19 protein-coding genes, 2 tRNA genes and 1 pseudogene are annotated in these 17,839 nt (G+C 26.2%); 13 read left to right on the forward strand and 9 right to left on the reverse strand.

Going from position 1 to position 17,839, the window contains the following annotated elements; translation table 11 throughout:
- Positions 1-76 precede the first annotated feature (76 nt).
- Both G9C01_RS02780 and ureC read left to right on the forward strand, forming a co-directional pair.
- Positions 77-706: an urease subunit gamma gene (locus tag G9C01_RS02780; RefSeq protein ID WP_166266164.1), complete on the forward strand. Its 630-nt coding sequence runs from the start codon at positions 77-79 to the stop codon at positions 704-706.
- Entirely contained in the window at positions 703-2,409 is a 1,707-nt protein-coding gene (gene ureC, locus G9C01_RS02785; protein WP_166266167.1) for an urease subunit alpha, read from the forward strand. The genes G9C01_RS02780 and ureC overlap by 4 nt, the downstream gene beginning before the upstream one ends.
- A gap of 11 nt (positions 2,410-2,420) precedes the next feature.
- Here the strand turns inward: ureC and G9C01_RS02790 are convergent.
- Both G9C01_RS02790 and G9C01_RS02795 read right to left on the reverse strand, forming a co-directional pair.
- A tRNA-Leu gene (locus G9C01_RS02790) sits at positions 2,421-2,503 on the reverse strand.
- A gap of 28 nt (positions 2,504-2,531) precedes the next feature.
- Positions 2,532-2,968, reverse strand: a pseudogene (locus G9C01_RS02795) (deoxycytidylate deaminase).
- An 81-nt stretch (positions 2,969-3,049) separates the two neighbouring features.
- On the opposite strand from G9C01_RS02795, the gene G9C01_RS02800 reads away from it, so the two are divergent.
- A complete protein-coding gene (locus tag G9C01_RS02800; RefSeq protein WP_242673931.1) occupies positions 3,050-3,787 on the forward strand; it encodes a TrmH family RNA methyltransferase in 738 nt (245 codons plus the stop codon).
- A 6-nt stretch (positions 3,788-3,793) separates the two neighbouring features.
- Here the strand turns inward: G9C01_RS02800 and G9C01_RS02805 are convergent, their stop codons facing one another.
- Positions 3,794-4,267, reverse strand: coding sequence for a ribonuclease HI (locus tag G9C01_RS02805; RefSeq protein ID WP_166266173.1), 474 nt, complete (start codon positions 4,265-4,267; stop codon positions 3,794-3,796).
- A gap of 17 nt (positions 4,268-4,284) precedes the next feature.
- Positions 4,285-5,037, reverse strand: coding sequence for a lysophospholipid acyltransferase family protein (locus tag G9C01_RS02810; protein WP_166266176.1), 753 nt, complete (start codon positions 5,035-5,037; stop codon positions 4,285-4,287).
- A gap of 129 nt (positions 5,038-5,166) precedes the next feature.
- Here G9C01_RS02810 and fbp point away from each other — a divergent pair, with 129 nt between their 5' ends.
- The 3 genes from fbp to G9C01_RS03145 are packed head-to-tail and all read left to right on the forward strand — an operon-like array spanning position 5,167 to position 6,547.
- Positions 5,167-6,159, forward strand: coding sequence for a class 1 fructose-bisphosphatase (gene fbp, locus G9C01_RS02815; RefSeq protein ID WP_166266178.1), 993 nt, complete (start codon positions 5,167-5,169; stop codon positions 6,157-6,159).
- Between the two features lie 24 nt (positions 6,160-6,183).
- Complete coding sequence (locus G9C01_RS02820) at positions 6,184-6,342, forward strand: hypothetical protein (RefSeq protein WP_166266181.1); 159 nt, start codon at positions 6,184-6,186, stop codon at positions 6,340-6,342.
- 34 nt (positions 6,343-6,376) lie between these two features.
- Complete coding sequence (locus G9C01_RS03145) at positions 6,377-6,547, forward strand: hypothetical protein (protein WP_371807687.1); 171 nt, start codon at positions 6,377-6,379, stop codon at positions 6,545-6,547.
- On the opposite strand, the gene G9C01_RS02830 is transcribed toward G9C01_RS03145, so the two are convergent.
- Complete coding sequence (locus G9C01_RS02830) at positions 6,533-7,108, reverse strand: MarC family protein (protein ID WP_166266184.1); 576 nt, start codon at positions 7,106-7,108, stop codon at positions 6,533-6,535. The two genes, G9C01_RS03145 and G9C01_RS02830, sit on opposite strands and share 15 nt — an antisense overlap.
- A 139-nt stretch (positions 7,109-7,247) precedes the next feature.
- Entirely contained in the window at positions 7,248-8,612 is a 1,365-nt protein-coding gene (gene pyrE, locus G9C01_RS02835) for an orotate phosphoribosyltransferase (RefSeq protein WP_166266187.1), read from the reverse strand.
- A 57-nt stretch (positions 8,613-8,669) separates the two neighbouring features.
- On the opposite strand from pyrE, the gene G9C01_RS02840 reads away from it, so the two are divergent.
- Complete coding sequence (locus G9C01_RS02840; protein WP_166266457.1) at positions 8,670-9,617, forward strand: dihydroorotate oxidase; 948 nt, start codon at positions 8,670-8,672, stop codon at positions 9,615-9,617.
- Here G9C01_RS02840 and proS read toward each other — a convergent pair.
- On the reverse strand, positions 9,611-11,080 hold the full coding sequence (gene proS / locus G9C01_RS02845) for a proline--tRNA ligase (protein ID WP_166266190.1): 1,470 nt from the start codon (positions 11,078-11,080) through the stop codon (positions 9,611-9,613). The genes G9C01_RS02840 and proS overlap by 7 nt on opposite strands.
- 82 nt (positions 11,081-11,162) lie before the next feature.
- Here proS and rpmF point away from each other — a divergent pair, with 82 nt between their 5' ends.
- From rpmF to accC, 3 genes are read left to right on the forward strand one after another with little or no spacing between them, the layout of a single operon-like run.
- Positions 11,163-11,357 carry a 50S ribosomal protein L32 gene (rpmF, locus tag G9C01_RS02850; RefSeq protein ID WP_166266195.1) on the forward strand — a complete coding sequence of 65 codons (195 nt, stop codon included), beginning with the start codon at positions 11,163-11,165 and terminating at the stop codon, positions 11,355-11,357.
- A 21-nt stretch (positions 11,358-11,378) separates the two neighbouring features.
- Positions 11,379-11,855, forward strand: coding sequence for an acetyl-CoA carboxylase biotin carboxyl carrier protein (gene accB, locus G9C01_RS02855; protein WP_166266198.1), 477 nt, complete (start codon positions 11,379-11,381; stop codon positions 11,853-11,855).
- 15 nt (positions 11,856-11,870) lie between these two features.
- Positions 11,871-13,238, forward strand: a complete 1,368-nt coding sequence (gene accC, locus G9C01_RS02860) for an acetyl-CoA carboxylase biotin carboxylase subunit (protein WP_166266201.1) — start codon at positions 11,871-11,873, stop codon at positions 13,236-13,238.
- 7 nt (positions 13,239-13,245) lie between these two features.
- Here accC and prfA read toward each other — a convergent pair whose 3' ends face one another.
- Both prfA and G9C01_RS02870 read right to left on the reverse strand, forming a co-directional pair.
- The gene (gene prfA / locus G9C01_RS02865; RefSeq protein WP_166266204.1) at positions 13,246-14,325 is read right to left on the reverse strand and encodes a peptide chain release factor 1; all 1,080 of its coding nucleotides are present in this window, start codon (positions 14,323-14,325) and stop codon (positions 13,246-13,248) included.
- A 48-nt stretch (positions 14,326-14,373) separates the two neighbouring features.
- Positions 14,374-14,775: a DUF4293 family protein gene (locus G9C01_RS02870; RefSeq protein WP_166266208.1), complete on the reverse strand. Its 402-nt coding sequence runs from the start codon at positions 14,773-14,775 to the stop codon at positions 14,374-14,376.
- Positions 14,776-14,928: 153 nt separating this feature from the next.
- On the opposite strand from G9C01_RS02870, the gene rho reads away from it, so the two are divergent.
- The 3 genes from rho to G9C01_RS02885 all read left to right on the forward strand — a co-directional run bounded on the left by rho (position 14,929) and on the right by G9C01_RS02885 (position 17,837).
- Entirely contained in the window at positions 14,929-16,503 is a 1,575-nt protein-coding gene (gene rho / locus G9C01_RS02875) for a transcription termination factor Rho (RefSeq protein ID WP_166266212.1), read from the forward strand.
- A gap of 66 nt (positions 16,504-16,569) precedes the next feature.
- Positions 16,570-16,642: transfer RNA gene (locus tag G9C01_RS02880), tRNA-Met, on the forward strand.
- A gap of 19 nt (positions 16,643-16,661) precedes the next feature.
- Positions 16,662-17,837: a DNA recombination protein RmuC gene (locus G9C01_RS02885; protein WP_166266215.1), complete on the forward strand. Its 1,176-nt coding sequence runs from the start codon at positions 16,662-16,664 to the stop codon at positions 17,835-17,837.
- Positions 17,838-17,839: the final 2 nt, after the last annotated feature.

Consider the following 17,839-nt stretch of genomic DNA (forward strand, 5'->3'; position numbering starts at 1 on the left):
TCATAACTTTAAATACATACAAACTATTGTTTGTTGTAATGAATATTATGTTTATGAATAAAATTAAAGAAAGTATATGCATTTAACTTTTTATGAAAAGGAAAAAATTCTTCTACATATGGCTGGAGAATTAGCAAAGAAACGTTTAAAAAGAGGACTAAAATTGAATTATCCTGAATCTTTAGCTTTAATCACTCATTATGTCATGGAAGGAGCTCGTGATGGAAAAACAGTCAAAGATCTCATGCATGAAGCAGGAAATATTCTAAACGATGAACAAGTAATGGATGGAGTATATGAATTACTTAATAATGTTCAAGTAGAAGCTACTTTTCCTGATGGAACAAAATTAGTAACCGTACATCATCCTATAAAAAAAAATGGGAAAAAAAATTCTAATTTAATTCCAGGACAATACAATCTTTTAAAAGAAGATATTGTATTATTCCCTGGTAGATCTCGTATAGAAAGAACTGTATCCAATAAGGGAACTAGACCTATTCAAATAGGTTCTCATTTTCATTTTTACGAAACAAATTCTGCTCTTCTTTTTGAAAGAGAAGGAACTAAAGGATATAGACTTGATCTTCCTTCTGGAAGATCTATTCGTTTCGAACCAGGAGAAACAAAAAAAGTTGTATTGGTAGAAATTGGAGGAAGTAAAAAAATTTATGGATTTTCAGGAAAAGAAAATACACCTATATGAAAAAAATAGATAGAGAATCTTATGCAAATATGTACGGCCCCACTAAAGGAGATAAAATTCGTTTAGGAGATACATCTTTATGGATTGAGATCGAAAAAGACCATACTATTTATGGAGATGAGTGTGTTTTTGGAGGAGGAAAAGTTATTAGAGATGGGATGGGTCAACATCCTTTTGCAACAAGAGATGAAGGAGTTTTAGATTTAGTATTGACCAATGCTATTATTATAGATTATTGGGGAATTATAAAAGCAGATATAGGAATTAAAAATGGAATTATTGTTGGTATAGGAAAAGCCGGTAATCCATATTTTATGGATGAAGTGACTCCTAACATGTATATTGGAACAGGAACAGAAGTTATTTCTTCAGAAAATATTATAGTAACAGCTGGAAGTGTAGATAGTCATGTTCATTATATATGTCCCCAATTGTTTGAGGTAGCATTGGAAAGTGGGACAACTACTATTATTGGTGGAGGATCGGGGCCCGCTACTGGAACTATGGCTACAAATTGTACTTCAGGAATATGGAATATTCAAAGAATGTTAAAAAGTACAGATCATATTCCAATTAATTTTATTTTTCTTGCAAATGGAAATAGTTCTAGACAAGAAGCTTTAATTGAGCAAATTAAAGCTGGTGCAGGAGGATTAAAAATACATGAAGATTGGGGTAGTACTTTGCATGTTATAGATCAATGTCTGAATGTAGCAGAAAAATTGGATATACAAGTAAACATACATACAGATTCTCTAAATGAATCCGGTTATGTAGAAGATACCTTAAAAATATTTAAAAATAGAACAATTCATACTTATCATACGGAAGGAGCTGGGGGGGGGCATGCTCCTGATTTATTGAAAGTAATATCATTTTCTAATATTTTACCTTCATCAACAAGTCCTACTATGCCTTATACTTGTAACACGATAGATGAACATTTAGACATGTTAATGATTTGTCATCATTTGGATTCTAATTTACCAGAAGATATAGCTTTTGCTAAATCACGTATAAGATCTGAAACTATTAGTGCAGAAGGAGTTTTACATGATATAGGGGCCATTAGTATGACCAGCTCAGATTCTCAAGCTATGGGACGAATAGGGGAGATAGTAAAACGAACATGGCAAACAGCTGATAAAATGAAAAAACAAAGAGGAGCTCTCAATGGAGATCATTTCAAATATGATAATTTTAGGGTTAAGAGATATATTTCAAAATATACTATAAATCCTGCGATTACTCATGGTATTTCTGAATATGTAGGATCGATTCATGTTGGAAAAATGGCTGATTTGGTATTATGGAAACCTTCTTTTTTTGGAGTAAAACCTGAATTAGTTATAAAAAGTGGAATGATTGTCTATGCTAGTATGGGTGATCCTAATGCTACAATACCTACACCTCAACCATTTATGTATAGAAAAATGTTTGGATATTTTGAACCTAAACTAAGTAGCATTTTTGTATCAATAAATGCCATCAATAATGGTTTTTTTGAAAAAAATGAAATCAAAAAACAAATAAAACTAGTAAAAGGATGCCGGGGATTATCCAAAAAAAATATGATATTAAATGGAGAGATTCCCAATTTAGAAGTAGATCCAAAAACATATAATGTTTATATAAATGGAGAAAAAATAATATCTCGTCCTTCTGATGTTTTACCACTATCTCAAAGATATTTTTTATTCTGATTTTTTAAAAATACCCAGAGCGGGATTCGAACCCGCATGATGTAAAATCACTGGATTTTGAGTCCAGCGCGTCTCCCTGTTCCGCCATCTGGGTTTTTTTATAAAAAAAACCATAAAAATATCTAAAATGGATATATAAGTTTTTTCATTTCAATTTTCAATTTTCTTAAAAAAGAAAATTTTTCATGTTCTTCATCATTTTTTTCATATAAATAAACAACTCTTTTTATATTAGATAAAAAAATTAGTTTACAACATTCTGTACATGGAAAATGAGTGATATATATGGAAGCGCCTTTACAAGATAAATAATAATGAGATATTTTTAATATTGCATTTGCTTCTGCATGTATAACATACCATTTTGTATTTCCGTTTTGATCTTCACAAGAATCATCGAATCCGTTAGGAGTACGATTATATCCATATGATATGATTTGGTTATTGTTAACTATAACAGCTCCTACTTTTTTTTTTTACAAAAAGAAAATTTGGATTGTTCAATTGCTATATTCATATATACGGTATCATCGTATTTTTTATAAATTTTATAAATCATTATACATATATGAAAAAAATACACAATATCCAAAATACAAAAATTAAAGATTTGATAAAAATTTACCAAAAAAAAAATCACATGAATATTTTTTTTGTTGAAGGAATAAAAGAATTTAAAATGGCTATAAAAGGGAATTATTCCCCAATAAGAATATTTATATGTAAAGAAATATTTCATGAATATAATATGATTCAGTCTTTTCATTCTATCATCTCTTTTATTCATATAAAAACTTTTGAAAAATTAGCATATAGGGAGAGTTCAGGCGGGATTGTTGCTTTATTAAAGGAAAAAAAATATATAAATCAATTAAAAAATATAAAAATTTCTAATAAAAATTCTTCTTTAATACTTATACTAGATGGAATAGAAAAACCTGGGAATATAGGAGCTATGTTAAGAATAGCTGATGCAACAAATATTCATATTATTATATTATGTAATATGAAAACTTATGTGTATAATTCTAATATCATCAGATGTAGTTTAGGAAGTATTTTTACAAGAAAGATTTTTATAGAAAAAAAAATAGAATCAATTGTGTATTGGTTACAAAAAAATAAAATATCAATTTTAACAACAGGATTTCAAAAACATAAAAAAGCGATGAATTTATATCATACTCAATTTTTACATTATAATAATATAGCTATTGTTTTTGGTTCTGAAAATAAAGGAGTATCCAATATTTGGTTCAAAAAAGCGAATAAAATCATAACTATTCCTATGTTTGGAAATATAGATTCGTTAAATGTTAGTAACGCTATGTCTATCATCGTATATGAAATTATTAGACAAAGAAATTATGCTAGATAATATTTATTATATCTGTTGTTCGTATACGTGATCTATTTTTAAAAACCTTTTTTGGGAAGCTATTGAAGATAATCGATCGCAATAATCATTGATATAATGAGAATTATGACTTTTTATCCAATAAAACATAATAGAATGTTTATAAAAAAAATATAAAAATCTTTTCCATAAATCCACGTTTTTTTTATTACGAAAATTGTTTTTTTCCCATTTATAAATCCATTTATTTTGAATTGTATTTACTATGTATTTAGAATCAGTAAAAATAACAATATTTTGTTTTTTATTTTTTATTTCTTCTAATCCTACTATCACTGATAATAATTCCATTCTATTATTAGTTGTATAACGATATCCTTCTGAAATTATTTTTCTATTATACAAATGACCAAAAAATGTTTCTATAAAAATTCCATATCCTCCTGGTCCAGGATTTCCTTTTGAAGAACCATCAGTATAAATATGAATTTTTTTATTCACAATTTTGTAAAAATATTTTATTTTTCACGTTCAAATTTTTCTAATTGATATTTTATTAAATTGAAACATTTTTCCTTCAAATTATCTTTATCTTTTAAAGATAAATTCTTTGTTTGTATGGAATGATGTTGTTTGATCCTGATTTTTCCTGGTCCTCCTTTTATAATAGAATAATTGGGAAACTTTGTTTTTATATCAGCTATGGTAAAAGGAATAATAGGAATTTTTTTTATAATAGCAATAAAAAACGCTCCACTTTTAAAATGGTCCAATAGAATATAAGGGTTAGGAACCCCTCCTTCTGGAAAAATACAAACACTTTTTCCAGAATCCACTTTTTTTTCTATTTTCTTAAATACTTGCATACAACTAGATAAATTTTTTCTATCAAGAAGAATATTACTTTTTTTGTAAACAAATCCGAAAAAAGGAAGCTTAGCTAATTCTTCTTTTCCTACGAAAACCAAAGGATGATTCCTCATTAAAGAATAAATTAACATAATATCCATAATAGAACTGTGATTACTAATAATTACATATTGTTTATTTTTATCTAATATCTCTTTTTCTTTTTCTAGTACATACCAAAAACCCATGAGAAAAAGATTACTTCTAGCCCACATTTGGTGAAACCAATATGCAATTGGATAATGTTTTTCTTTAAAAAGAAATGGGATAGAAGCACCCGCCCATAAGGGAATCAAAAATATATTAATAATAAAAAACCATGTACGCCATAATAATATTAATAATGTTTGTATAATTTTCATTAAACAATAAAATTAACAGAAATATATAAAATTCGTGATAACTTTAGAAAGTTTATTAATTATATTTTAGAAACATAACATGAAATTTTTAAAAAAATCTGATCTTTATGTAAAGAAAGTATTTTCTGTATGTATACATTAGGAGAGTTTGTTATAGAAAACAGTTCGCATTCAACCGAAGCATTATTGCGATTATTTAGCTCTATTAAATTAGCTTCTAAAGCGATTCATAAAGAAGTCAATAAGGCAGGTTTAACAGAAAAAATTATAGGAAATTCTGGTATTACTAACGTTCAAGGAGAAAATCAAAAAAAATTGGATGATTTTGCTCATAGAGCTTTCATTGAATCTTTTAAAAGTAGAAATGTTGTTTGTGGAATAGCGTCTGAAGAAAGCGAAAATTTTATAGTAATACAAAAAAAACAAGAAAATGATTTTAAAAATCAATATATAGTTTTAATAGATCCACTTGATGGTTCTTCTAATATAGATGTAAATGTCTCTATTGGAACTATATTTTCTGTATATATAAGAAAATCTCCTATTCAAATGAATTTAACAATAGAAGATTTTTTGCAAAAAGGGAATCAACAAATTCTTGCAGGATATATTATTTATGGATCTTCAACTATACTGGTGTATAGTACAGGAAATGGAGTTCATGGATTTACTTTAGATCCTTCAGTTGGGACATTTTATTTATCTCATTATAATCTTCATTTTCCTAAAAAAGAAAAAATTTATTCTATTAATGAAGGAAATTATGCTAAATTTTCTGATGGAATTAGAAAATTTATCAGATATTGTCAAGAAAAAAAAGAGAATAGACCTTATACAGCAAGATATATAGGTTCTTTAGTAGGAGATTTTCATAGAAATATGATACAAGGAGGGATATATATTTATCCCAAAACAGCTTCTTATCCAGAAGGAAAATTAAGATTATTATACGAATGTAATCCTATGTCTTTTTTAGCAGAACAAGCTGGAGGAAAAGCTTCTGATGGAAAAAAACGAATCCTCGATATTGAACCCACTCGATTACATCAAAGAACTCCATTTATTTGTGGTCCCACAGGATTGGTATCCAAGTTAGAAGAATTTATGATATATTGCGAATAAATTTTGATTTAAAAATGCAATTTAATGCAATTTAAAGAAGATAAAATTTTTGAAAAAATAATAAAAAATGGAAAATATATATTAATATATCCTGTTTTGTCTGTTTTTTTATATAAAAAAAGAAATTTTGAAAAAAATTTACCAATAAATCTTGTAGGAACTATAGTAAAAAAAAAATTTTAAAAAATCAGTTCATAGAAATAGAATCAAACGTTTATTGAAAGCTTCTTTTTTTGTAAATAAATCAATTTTAGAAAAACATATTACCAATATAAATCGTAATTATTACATAATTTTAATTTATAAAGCTTATTACTTACCTGAATTTAAGGATATCAATGAGTCTATTATAAATATTTTCAATAAAATAAAATTATTGTTGAAATAATTGACCTGCATTTGCTCCAAAAATTTTTACGGCAAAAGCTAATAAAACAATTCCAAATATCTTCTTTAAAATATCCAATCCATTATTTCCTATTTTTTGGGCTATGAAATCACATCTATCTATTACAAAATAAACAACTATCATATTTAAGATAAGAGATAAAAGAATAATATTTACGTCATAAGTTGCTCTTAACGAAATTAAAGTAGTTAAAGATCCAGGACCAGCTATAAGTGGAAAAGCGATTGGAACAATAGAAGTTTGAGCATTTTCAGTACTTTTATGAAGATCTATTCCTAATATCATTTCTAACCCAATTAAAAATAACACTACAGATCCCGCAATAGAAAAAGAATGAACATCAATTCCAATGATTTTAAGCATAGGTTGTCCTAAAAAAAGAAAAGATAAAAATATTACAAGAGAAGTAATTATAACTTTATTAGTCTCTATAATGTTCCCTTTTGATTTAAATCCCATAATGATGGGAGCATTTCCTAATATGTCTATAATGCTAAAAAGTATCATAAAACAACTAATTAATGAATTTATCCATTCCATACTAAAAATTTATTCAAAAAATTTTTTATGATTGAAACACATTTTTTTAAATGTGATTATATACAAATTAAATAAAAATATAATCAGTACCATTAATTTTTTTTAAAAAACTCATATCATGTAAATAGAATATAATAATTCAAAGTCCTTTTTCATAAGCTTTCCATCCTGCTTCTCTATATTCTTCAACCGTTATTTTTGGATTTTCAGATTGGGAAATAGCTTTTCCTACAATAATAAAATCACTTCCATTTTTTTCAAAAGCTTTAACAGGATGAATGTAGCTATTCCCTTTATTATTCATTTTTTCATAAAAATGTATACCAGGTGTAAATAATAATAATCGATCGTCTACTTTTCTTTGTGCAACAGTACCAATCACTTTTGGATTTTTCAAAGAAATATTTAGTGCTTTTCTTATGTAATCATCATCAGATAATCTTCCATAAGAAGACATTTCAGATATTGTAATTAATCCCATATTAGGAGGAATATTTAAGTTTTGTATACTCATACTTCCAGCAAGCAAGTGTACTGTAATGATATCAGCCCAAGAAGAAATTTTGTGGATTCCATAATGTAATTGAAGATAATTAGTAGGCCCAACATCACATAATTTTCTATCTTCGAATAGTAAAAAATTTTTTTCAATAGAAATCTTTTTAAGACAATTTATGAATGAATATGAAAAATCATTTATAATATCTACATGAAGTTTTAATCCACAAATTCTATCTCCAATTAAATTGACTAATTCTAAAATATTTCTAGTATATATTAAATCAGCAGAAACTATTAAGTTTGTTTTTTTTTTCAATGTAATATCTATAAGTTTTTTTCCTATAGAATGAGAAATTGTTTCTTTTTTTTTTTCATAAGAAATTCTCTTTTTTTGAAGGAAATTCATATTTTTTTTTTTGAAAAAAAATTGAATCATATGTATTTCTTTTTCCTTCAAAAAATGTTTTTTTTTTAGTATTTTAAATACTTCTCCTATACGAAATAAAGTTCGTATATTATATCCTCTTTTTTTTATATTTTCAATTCCTCCTTGTTCTCTATCAAGAATAGACATAATATTTTGAATTATTAAACCTTCTTTTTCAAGATCTATTACAGTTTTTAATAAACTATCTCCACTTGTAATCACATCTTCTATAATCAAGCAGTTTTGTCCTTTTTGATATATTCCTTCAATCATTCGTTCTGTTCCATATCCTTTATTTTCTTTTCTTTTAATAATTAACGGAATTTTGGATCTCAAAGATAAAGTGGTAGCTATGGGTAAAGCAGCGTATGGAACTCCACAAATTAATTCAAAATTATAAGAAGGAACTTCATGGATTAATAAATCCGATAACTTGATTAATAAATTTGGTCTAGAAGCAATTGGACGAAAATCTATATATATAGGAGATTCCATTCCACTTTTCAGTGTAAAATTTCCAAATTTTATGATTCCTAAATTATAAATTTCTAAAAAAAATTGTTCTTTTTCTTCCATAAAAAAGCTGTTTTAGTAAAGTTAAAAATTTTATACTTGGATATTATTACAATTGATATGATTATGAAAAAAATAGATATTTCTTCTAATATAAATGGGATTAAACTTCCATTATGTATCATGAATGCTTCAGGAGTTCTTTGTTCAACAGATAAAGAATTATCCAATTTGTTACATAGTTTTTCTGGAGGAGTTGTAACAAAAAGTTGTACTTATAAACCAAGAAAAGGAAATGTTTTGCCTAGATATTTTGAATGGAGTAGAGGGAGTATAAATTCTATGGGATTACCTAATTTTGGAATTAATTTTTATTTAAATTTTTTAGAAAGAAAAAAAATAAATAAGCCTATTTTTCTTTCTATATCTGGATTATCTGCAAAAGAAAATTATTTTCTTATACAAAAAGCAAACGAATCTTCAAAAGTTACTGCTATAGAATTAAATTTATCTTGTCCGAATCTTCTTGAAAAAGAAGATATGTTAGGTTATGATTTTGATAAAGTTTCAAATTTTATAGAAAATATATTTAAATTTAACAATAAACCTTTAGGAATTAAATTGCCTCCTTATTTTCAAGATGCACATATTAAAAATATAGCTTTGATTTTAAATCAGTTTCCTATTTTTTTTATTACTTGTATCAATAGTTTACCTAACGGTCTATTTATTGATGTAAATAAAGAATCAGTAGTTATACGACCTAAAAAAGGATTTGGAGGAATAGGCGGATCAATTATAAAACCTTTTGCTTTAGCTAATATTCATAAATTTTATACTTATCTCCGTAAAGACATTTCTATAATAGGATGTGGGGGGATTTCTTCTGGGAAAGACATTTTTGAACACATATTATGTGGCGCATCTGCTGTTCAAATTGGAACACAATTTATGAAAGAGGGAATTTCAGTGTTTGAAAGATTGAAAAAAGAATTGACCCTTTTTTTAGAAAAGAAAAATTATTCATCGATAAATAGTTTTAAAGGAAAACTAAAAAATATTCAATAAGATTTAGAAAAAACTACCCTTTGCAAAGAGGGATTTCCAGAATAAATACATTTTCCTTTTTCTTGTTCATTATATATAGGAATACAACGGATAGTTGCTTCTGTTTCTTCTTGAATTTTTTTTCCTGTATTTTTTGTTCCATCCCAATGAGCATAAATAAATCCTCCTGAATGATTTATTTGATTTTTAAAATCATTATAATGATCTAATTTAATGATTAATTTTTGAGTTCGTTGAAAAGCTTTTTGATAAATATTTTTTTGTATTTCATCTAGTAATTTTGGTATTGAATTTTTCAAATCGATCCAAGATAAATACGTTTTTTCACATGTATCTCTTCTAAAAATTTCTACTTTTTCATTTTGGATTTCATTTTTTCCTATACTAATTCGTATAGGAATTCCTTTCATTTCATATTCATGAAATTTCCATCCAGGAGTAAATGTAATTCTATTATCATATTTAACTTTTATTCCTTTATTTTTTAATATATTTAAAATTTTTATAGATATTTCATTAACAATATTATCCTTATTTTTAGGATAAATAGGAATAATAACAATTTGTATAGGAGCTATTTTTGGAGGCAAAATTAATCCTTTATCATCAGAATGAGACATGATTAATCCACCTATTAATCTAGTAGATACGCCCCATGAAGTAGACCATACATATTCTTTTTTTCCGTTATGATTAGTAAATTTTACATCAAAAGCTTTCGAAAAATTTTGTCCTAAAAAATGTGAAGTACCAATTTGTAATGCTTTTCCATCTTGCATCAGCGCTTCGATGCAATATGTTTTTTCTGAACCCGAAAATTTGTCCATATATGGTTTTATTCCTTGTAATACAGGAATAGCCATAAACTTTTCTGAAAAATCGGTATAAATGTTTAATATTTTTATAGTTTCTTCTATTGCTTCTTTTTTTGTAGAATGAGCAGTATGTCCTTCTTGCCATAAAAATTCAGTAGTCCTAAGAAATAAACGTGTTCGCATTTCCCATCTTAGTGCATTTCCCCATTGATTAAACAAAATAGGTAAATCTCTATAAGATTGAATCCAACGTTTATAAGTTTTCCATATAATACTTTCTGAAGTAGGTCTAATTACTAATTCTTCTGGCAATTTTGATTCAGGATCAACGATTAATTTTTCTTGTTCTTTATATTTTTTAAATCTAGAATGTGTAACCACTGCACATCCCTCAGAAAAAATTTCAGTATGTTCTTTTTGTTTTGAAAAAGTAGATTTTGGGATCAGTAAAGGAAAATAAACATTTTTATGTCCAGTCATTTGTAACATTTTATCTAGTATTGTTTTCATTCTATCCCATAAAGAGTATCCATATGGTTTAATTATCATAAAACCGCGTATTCCGGAAAATTCTGCTAAACCGGATTTAACAACAATTTCATTGTACCATTTCGAGTAATTTTCACTACGTTTAGTTAATTGACTCATAAAACATAATAAATGATTTTATTTATAAAAGATATAAAAATTTTTATTTCTAAATTAGCAATTTATTAAATATGTTATTTTTATGGCCCATCCCAAAAGAAGACAATCAAAATCTAGAAAAAATAAGAGAAGAAGTCATCTGAAAATAAAAGAACCTTTATTAACAAAATGTATTTTAACAAATCAAAAACATTTATATCATCATGCATACTGGCATGAAAATAAACTTTATTATAGAGGTAAAATTGTATATGATCGAAATAAAAAAAGAATATAATCTCCATAAAAAGATAAAATTATGGATTTAAAAAAAATTAAATCATTGATTCAGTTTATTTCGGATTCTAATATTGATGAGATCAAGATAAAAATGGGAAATACTGAAATTTACATGAAAAATAGAACATTTATAAAAAACGAAAAACGTTCATGGAATCCTCCTTATCCTACTCAAATATCTTCATCATCATCTTCTTCAATTTCGGATTTTTATGATAAATTTTATAAAACAGAAGAAAAAAACAAAAATAAATATTTAACCATAAAGTCTCCTATGATTGGAACATTTTATAGAAAACCTCATCCAGATCAAGAACCTTTTGTAAAAATAGGAGATAAAATAAAAATAGGAACAAAAGTTTGTGTAATCGAAGCAATGAAATTATTTAACGACATAGAATCTGAAGTAGAAGGAAAACTGATTAAAGTTTTAGTGGAAGATGCTTCTCCTGTTGATTATGATCAACCTTTATTTCTTTTAGATCCTAACTATTAATTTTTATGTTTAAAAATGTTTAAAAAAATATTAATAGCTAATCGTGGAGAAATTGCTTTACGAATTATACGTACAGTCAAAGAAATGGGAATTAAAACTGTAGCTGTTTATTCTACAGCAGATCAACATAGTCTACATGTTTATTTTGCGGATGAAGCTGTATGCATTGGTCCTCCTTACCCATATCAATCTTATTTGAATATTCCTAATTTAATTTCTGCAGCAGAAATTACAAATGCAGATGCAATTCATCCTGGATATGGATTTTTGTCTGAAAATGCATATTTTTCTTCTATGTGCCAAAAACATGGCATAAAATTTATAGGAGCGAAACCGAATCATATGATTCAAATGGGAAATAAAATTTCAGCCAAAAAAACTATGAAAAAAATTGGAATTTCTTGTTTACCTGGATCTGATTGTTTTGTAGAATCTTCTTATAAAGAGATAGAAAAAATTGCAGATAAAATAGGATATCCAATTATTATAAAAGCTGTTTCTGGGGGAGGAGGAAAAGGAATACGATCTGTTTTAGACAAAAATCATTTAAAAAATTATTGGGAAGAAGCTAAAAAAGAGGCTTGGTCTTTTTTTGGAAAGAAAGACATGTATATAGAAAAATTAATATTGAATCCAAGACATATAGAAATTCAAATTCTAGGAGATAAATATGGAAGAATATGTCATTTATCAGAAAGAGATTGTTCCATTCAAAGAAGAAATCAAAAATTAGTGGAAGAAGCTCCTTCTCCATTTTTAACTCCATCTCTTAGAAAAAAAATGGGAGAAATTGCCGTAAAAGCGGCTAAATCTATTCATTATGAAGGAGTGGGAACTATAGAATTTTTAGTAGATAAAAACAAAAATTTTTATTTTATGGAAATGAATCCTAGAATACAAGTAGAACATACTATTACTGAAGAAATAACTGGTTTAGATTTAATTCAAGAACAAATATTTTTAGCATTTGGAAAAAAACTTTCTATAAAAAAAAATTTTTATCCCAAAATGTATTCAATAGAATGTAGAATTAACGCAGAAGAACCATATTATAATTTTCGTCCAGTTCCTGGAAAAATCACTCAAATGCATTTACCTGGAGGAAAAGGAGTACGTATTGACACACATATTTATGCAGGATATTTTGTTCCACATTATTATGATTCTATGATTGCTAAAATTATTACTACAGCAAAAACTAGAAAAGAAACTATTGAAAAAATGCGTCGTTCTTTAGATGAGTTTGTCATAGAAGGAATCCAAACAACTATTCCTTTTCATATAAAACTTATGCAAAATAATGATTTTTTAAAGGGAAACTATAATACAAATTTTTTGGATAATCAAGATTTAAACTTGGTATCAAATACAAATATAGAATAATAAAATATTATTTTTTTTCAAATAATTTTAATAGATTGATCATTTCTTGAATATTTCCATTCATAAATTCTGTAAGATTATAAATAGATTTATGAATTCTATGATCCGTGATTCTGTTTTTAGGATAATTATAAGTACGAATTTTTACAGAACGATCTCCTGTAGAGACTAAAGATTTTCTTTTTGTAGACATTTTTTTTAATCTTTTTTCTTTTTCTTTTTGATAAATACGAGATCGTAAAACACTTATAGCTTTTTCAAAATTTTTATGTTGAGAACGTTCTTCTTGACATTCTACTGTGATTTTACTTGGAATATGAGTTAATCGTACAGCAGATTCTGTTTTATTTACATGCTGACCTCCAGATCCACTAGATCTAAAAGTATCTTTCTTTATATCAGATAAATTGAGATTAACTTCTATATCTTTTACTTTAGGAAGTACCGCTACGGTTATAGCAGATGTATGGACTCTTCCTTGAGATTCTGTTTTTGGTATTCTTTGTACTCTGTGAACTCCAGATTCAAATTTTAAATTTCCAAAAACTCCTTTTTCTCCATTTATATCTAAAATAATTTCTTTATATCCTTTTATTCCTCCTTTTTGAACGTGTATAATTCTATATTTCCACCCTGATTTTTTAAAATACATTGTGTACATTCTTAATACATCTTCAACAAAAAGACATGCTTCATCTCCTCCTGTTCCAGAACGGAGTTCCAATATAGCACCATTTCTATAATCTTCTGTATCAGATTCATATTTTGATGAAAGTAGAAGATTATAGGATTCTTTTTCGATAGAAGATAAATTATCTAAAATATTGTATTTTTCTGTTGAGGCAAGTTCTTTCATTTCTATATCTGAATCATTTTCTAAAATGAAATTTATTTCTTGAAGTACAGCCAATTTTTTTTTGTATTCTTCATAAAAAGAAACTATTTTTTCTAATTTTGTATATTTGTTTAATAATATTCTGTATTTTTTCTGATTAGATATAATATTGGGTTGTGTAATGAGTTTTGAAATTTCATGAAATTCTTTTTTTGAAACTTCCAATTTTTGAATGAATGAAGTTTTTTTCATTTTTAAAAACTTTATAAAAACTTTTGAAATTAAGAATATTTAATCATTTCATCGTATTCTATTTATAGAATCAATTAATTTTATATCTTTTTTTATGGCTTTATTTGTAAGATATAAAATACATATGCATAATATAAAAAACAGAAACATGATTAATGTTGTATATTTATTTAATTGAGTATATGAAAAAAAAAGAATTATTACATAACTAGTATTAGTAAGTATATTAATTTTATTACAAAAAATTTGTAATTTATTTCTATTGAAAAGTAAAAAACTTAAAATAGATATAAATAAACATATAATTATAATAAATAAAATTATTTTTTTCAAATACAGATTCAAATAGAAAAAATCAGTTATATTTTCATGATTTAATAAAAAATATATGAAAACAGAATAAATAAAAATAGAAATAAGGGAATATAATGTTTGTATTCTATATAACATAATAAAAAATTAAATTAAATTGTTTTTATAATTTCCTATTTAATTATTTAAGTTCAAATTAATTTTTTGTATAATTGCATTTATCGTTTCTAAGTTATTTTTCAACTAATAAAGTATATTACTTACCAAGCATATATAAAACCCAATCATTTTATGTTTGATATTACTGAATTAAAAAGTAAAAAACTTTTTGAATTACAGGAGATTGCTCGTTCTTCAGGATTAAAAAAATGTACACAATTACGAAAAAACGAACTCCTAGAAAAAATTATTACTATTATCAATAATAAGAATACTTCTTTCAATAATAAGAATACTTCTGCCCATTCAAAAAGGGAAAATCCTTTAAAAAAAGGATTTAGAATGCGAAAAAACACTGAATCTAAATTATCAGAAAACAAAAGCATAAATGGTAAAAAAAATTCTCAAGAACATTTAAAAATTATTAATTCGAAACTTTCGGAAGAATCTACAAAATTTCAAAAAAAGCATCAAAATTTTTGGAAAAAAAATGATAGATTAGAAGTTTTAAACACATCGTCATCTCACGGAATTGAAATCGGATCACAAAAAAAAATATCTTCCAATAAATATCGTACTCCTGAATATGAATTTGAAGGAATAATAATAAGTGAAGGAGTATTAGAAATCATGCTAGAAAATTACGGATTTTTGAGATCTTCCGATTTTAATTATTTATCATCTCCTGATGATATTTATGTTTCACAATCTCAAATCAGACTTTTTGGAATGAAAACAGGAGATACAATCAGAGGAGAAGTTCGTCCTCCTAAAGATGGAGAAAAATATTTTCCTCTAATTAAAATTCTTGAGATCAATGGAAGATCTCCTTCTTTTGTAAGGGATAGAGATTCTTTTGAACATTTGACTCCATTATTTCCAAATGAAAAATTTAAATTAGCTGAAAGAAATGCAACTCTTTCTACAAGAATTGTAGATCTTTTTACTCCCATAGGAAAAGGACAGAGAGGAATGATTGTGGCTCCTCCAAAAACAGGAAAAACTACTTTATTAAAAGAAATAGCTAATGCTATTGCGGCTAATCATCCTGAAGTATATCTAATTATATTATTAATAGATGAACGTCCAGAAGAAGTAACAGATATGCAGAGAAATGTCAAAGGAGAGGTCATTGCATCTACTTTTGATGAGCCAGCAGATAGACATGTTAAAGTTGCCAATATTGTTTTACAAAAAGCAAAAAGAATGGTGGAAAGTTCACATGACGTAGTTATATTGTTAGATTCTATAACACGTTTAGCACGAGCTTATAACACGGTTGCTCCTGCATCTGGTAAGGTATTATCAGGAGGAGTAGATGCAAATGCATTACACAAACCCAAAAGATTTTTTGGAGCGGCTAGAAATATAGAAAATGGAGGATCCTTATCTATAATTGCCACAGCTATGATCGATACAGGATCAAAAATGGATGAAGTAATTTTTGAAGAATTTAAAGGAACAGGAAATAAAGAACTTCAATTAGATAGAAAAATAGCCAATAAACGAATTTATCCAGCTATTGATCTTGTCTCTTCTAGTACAAGAAAAGATGATCTTTTACTTGACCCTAAAACATTACAAAGAATGTGGATTTTGCGGAAACATCTTTCCGATATGAATCCAGTAGAAGCTATGGAATTTTTAAGATCTAGGATGTCTAGAACCCAAAATAATGAGGAATTTTTAATATCTATGAATGGATGAATAAATTTTTTAATATTTGATTTTGTATTTGTAAATGAAAAACATTATATTAACGAATATAATATTCGCGGGATGGAGCAGTTGGTAGCTCGTCGGGCTCATAACCCGAAGGTCATAGGTTCGAGTCCTATTCCCGCTATTTTTTCTTCATGATTTAAATGTATTATTCATTTATATTTATTAGTTTCTTTATTTTTTTCATATGCATATATTTTTTTAGAAAATTAGAACTTTTTTTTAGAAAAGAATTTAAAGATCAACAAAATGAAATTCATAAATTATCTAAATGTAGTAAAAATGAAATGGATGATTCTTTAATTGATATGAAAAATGGTTTAATACAAAATATAAAAATTATTCAGGATACTATTGATCAAAAAATTCAATTTTATTTCGATTATCAAAATCAAAAATTAAATTCTGTTCATGCATCACAAGATAAACTTATTCAAGTTATTGAGAAAAAACTAGAGGAAATCAAAGAAAATGTTAATGATAAGCTTCAAACTTCTTTAAATGTCCATTTGGGAAAATCATTTGAAATAATTGGAAATCAATTATTTTTTTTACAAGAAGGGTTAGGAGAAATGAAAATTTTAGCTAAAGATGTAAGTTCTTTAAAAAGAACCTTAAATCATGTGAAAATATGTGGAAGTTTTAGTGAAATGCAACTTTCCATGCTTTTAGAACAGATTTTATCTCCAGAACAATATGCTTCTAATGTTATTACTAAATCTAATACAAATTTTGTCGTAGAATTTGCGATTAAACTTCCAGGACTTGAAAATGGAAATATGATCTGGTTACCTATTGATGTTAAGTTTCCAAAGGAAACTTATGAAAAAGTACAAAAAGCTTATCATAATGGAGAAAAAAAGAATATAGAAATAGCCATAAAAAATATGGAATCTGTACTTAAAAAAATGTCAAAAGATATTCTAGAAAAGTATATAGATCCTCCACATACTACTGATTTTGCTATTCTTTTTTTACCTTTTGAAGGAATATATGCTGAAATAACAAGAAATTCTGGATTATTGGAAGAATTATTAAGAAAATATAAAACAGTAATAGCAGGTCCGTCGACATTAGCTGCTGTATTAAATAGCTTACAAATTGGATTTAGAACTTTAGCTATTCAAAAAAGAAGTTCTGAAGTATGGAAAATTTTAGAAACGGTAAAACAGGAATTCAAAAAATTTGGATTGTTACTTCATCAAGCTCAAAATAAATTACAAGGGGCTTCTAAAGACATAGATCGATTATTAGGGATTAGGACTAATTTGATAGAAAAACAACTAGAAGATATAGAAAAATTCCAAAAAAATAAATAAAG

Source organism: Blattabacterium sp. DPU (assembly GCF_011290385.1).
In the GTDB taxonomy this organism is placed as follows: domain Bacteria; phylum Bacteroidota; class Bacteroidia; order Flavobacteriales; family Blattabacteriaceae; genus Blattabacterium.

Bases quoted from the DNA above. Each gene is read 5' to 3' on its own strand.
- G9C01_RS02780 (WP_166266164.1), top strand. From the start codon at position 77: ATGCATTTAACTTTTTATGAAAAGGAAAAAATTCTTCTACATATGGCT.
- ureC (WP_166266167.1), top strand. From the start codon at position 703: ATGAAAAAAATAGATAGAGAATCTTATGCAAATATGTACGGCCCCACT.
- G9C01_RS02800 (WP_242673931.1), top strand. From the start codon at position 3,050: ATGAATATTTTTTTTGTTGAAGGAATAAAAGAATTTAAAATGGCTATA.
- G9C01_RS02810 (WP_166266176.1), bottom strand. From the start codon at position 5,037: ATGAAAATTATACAAACATTATTAATATTATTATGGCGTACATGGTTT.
- fbp (WP_166266178.1), top strand. From the start codon at position 5,167: ATGTATACATTAGGAGAGTTTGTTATAGAAAACAGTTCGCATTCAACC.
- G9C01_RS02820 (WP_166266181.1), top strand. From the start codon at position 6,184: ATGCAATTTAAAGAAGATAAAATTTTTGAAAAAATAATAAAAAATGGA.
- G9C01_RS02830 (WP_166266184.1), bottom strand. From the start codon at position 7,108: ATGGAATGGATAAATTCATTAATTAGTTGTTTTATGATACTTTTTAGC.
- pyrE (WP_166266187.1), bottom strand. From the start codon at position 8,612: ATGGAAGAAAAAGAACAATTTTTTTTAGAAATTTATAATTTAGGAATC.
- G9C01_RS02840 (WP_166266457.1), top strand. From the start codon at position 8,670: ATGATTATGAAAAAAATAGATATTTCTTCTAATATAAATGGGATTAAA.
- proS (WP_166266190.1), bottom strand. From the start codon at position 11,080: ATGAGTCAATTAACTAAACGTAGTGAAAATTACTCGAAATGGTACAAT.
- rpmF (WP_166266195.1), top strand. From the start codon at position 11,163: ATGGCCCATCCCAAAAGAAGACAATCAAAATCTAGAAAAAATAAGAGA.
- accB (WP_166266198.1), top strand. From the start codon at position 11,379: ATGGATTTAAAAAAAATTAAATCATTGATTCAGTTTATTTCGGATTCT.
- accC (WP_166266201.1), top strand. From the start codon at position 11,871: ATGTTTAAAAAAATATTAATAGCTAATCGTGGAGAAATTGCTTTACGA.
- prfA (WP_166266204.1), bottom strand. From the start codon at position 14,325: ATGAAAAAAACTTCATTCATTCAAAAATTGGAAGTTTCAAAAAAAGAA.
- G9C01_RS02870 (WP_166266208.1), bottom strand. From the start codon at position 14,775: ATGTTATATAGAATACAAACATTATATTCCCTTATTTCTATTTTTATT.
- rho (WP_166266212.1), top strand. From the start codon at position 14,929: ATGTTTGATATTACTGAATTAAAAAGTAAAAAACTTTTTGAATTACAG.
- G9C01_RS02885 (WP_166266215.1), top strand. From the start codon at position 16,662: ATGTATTATTCATTTATATTTATTAGTTTCTTTATTTTTTTCATATGC.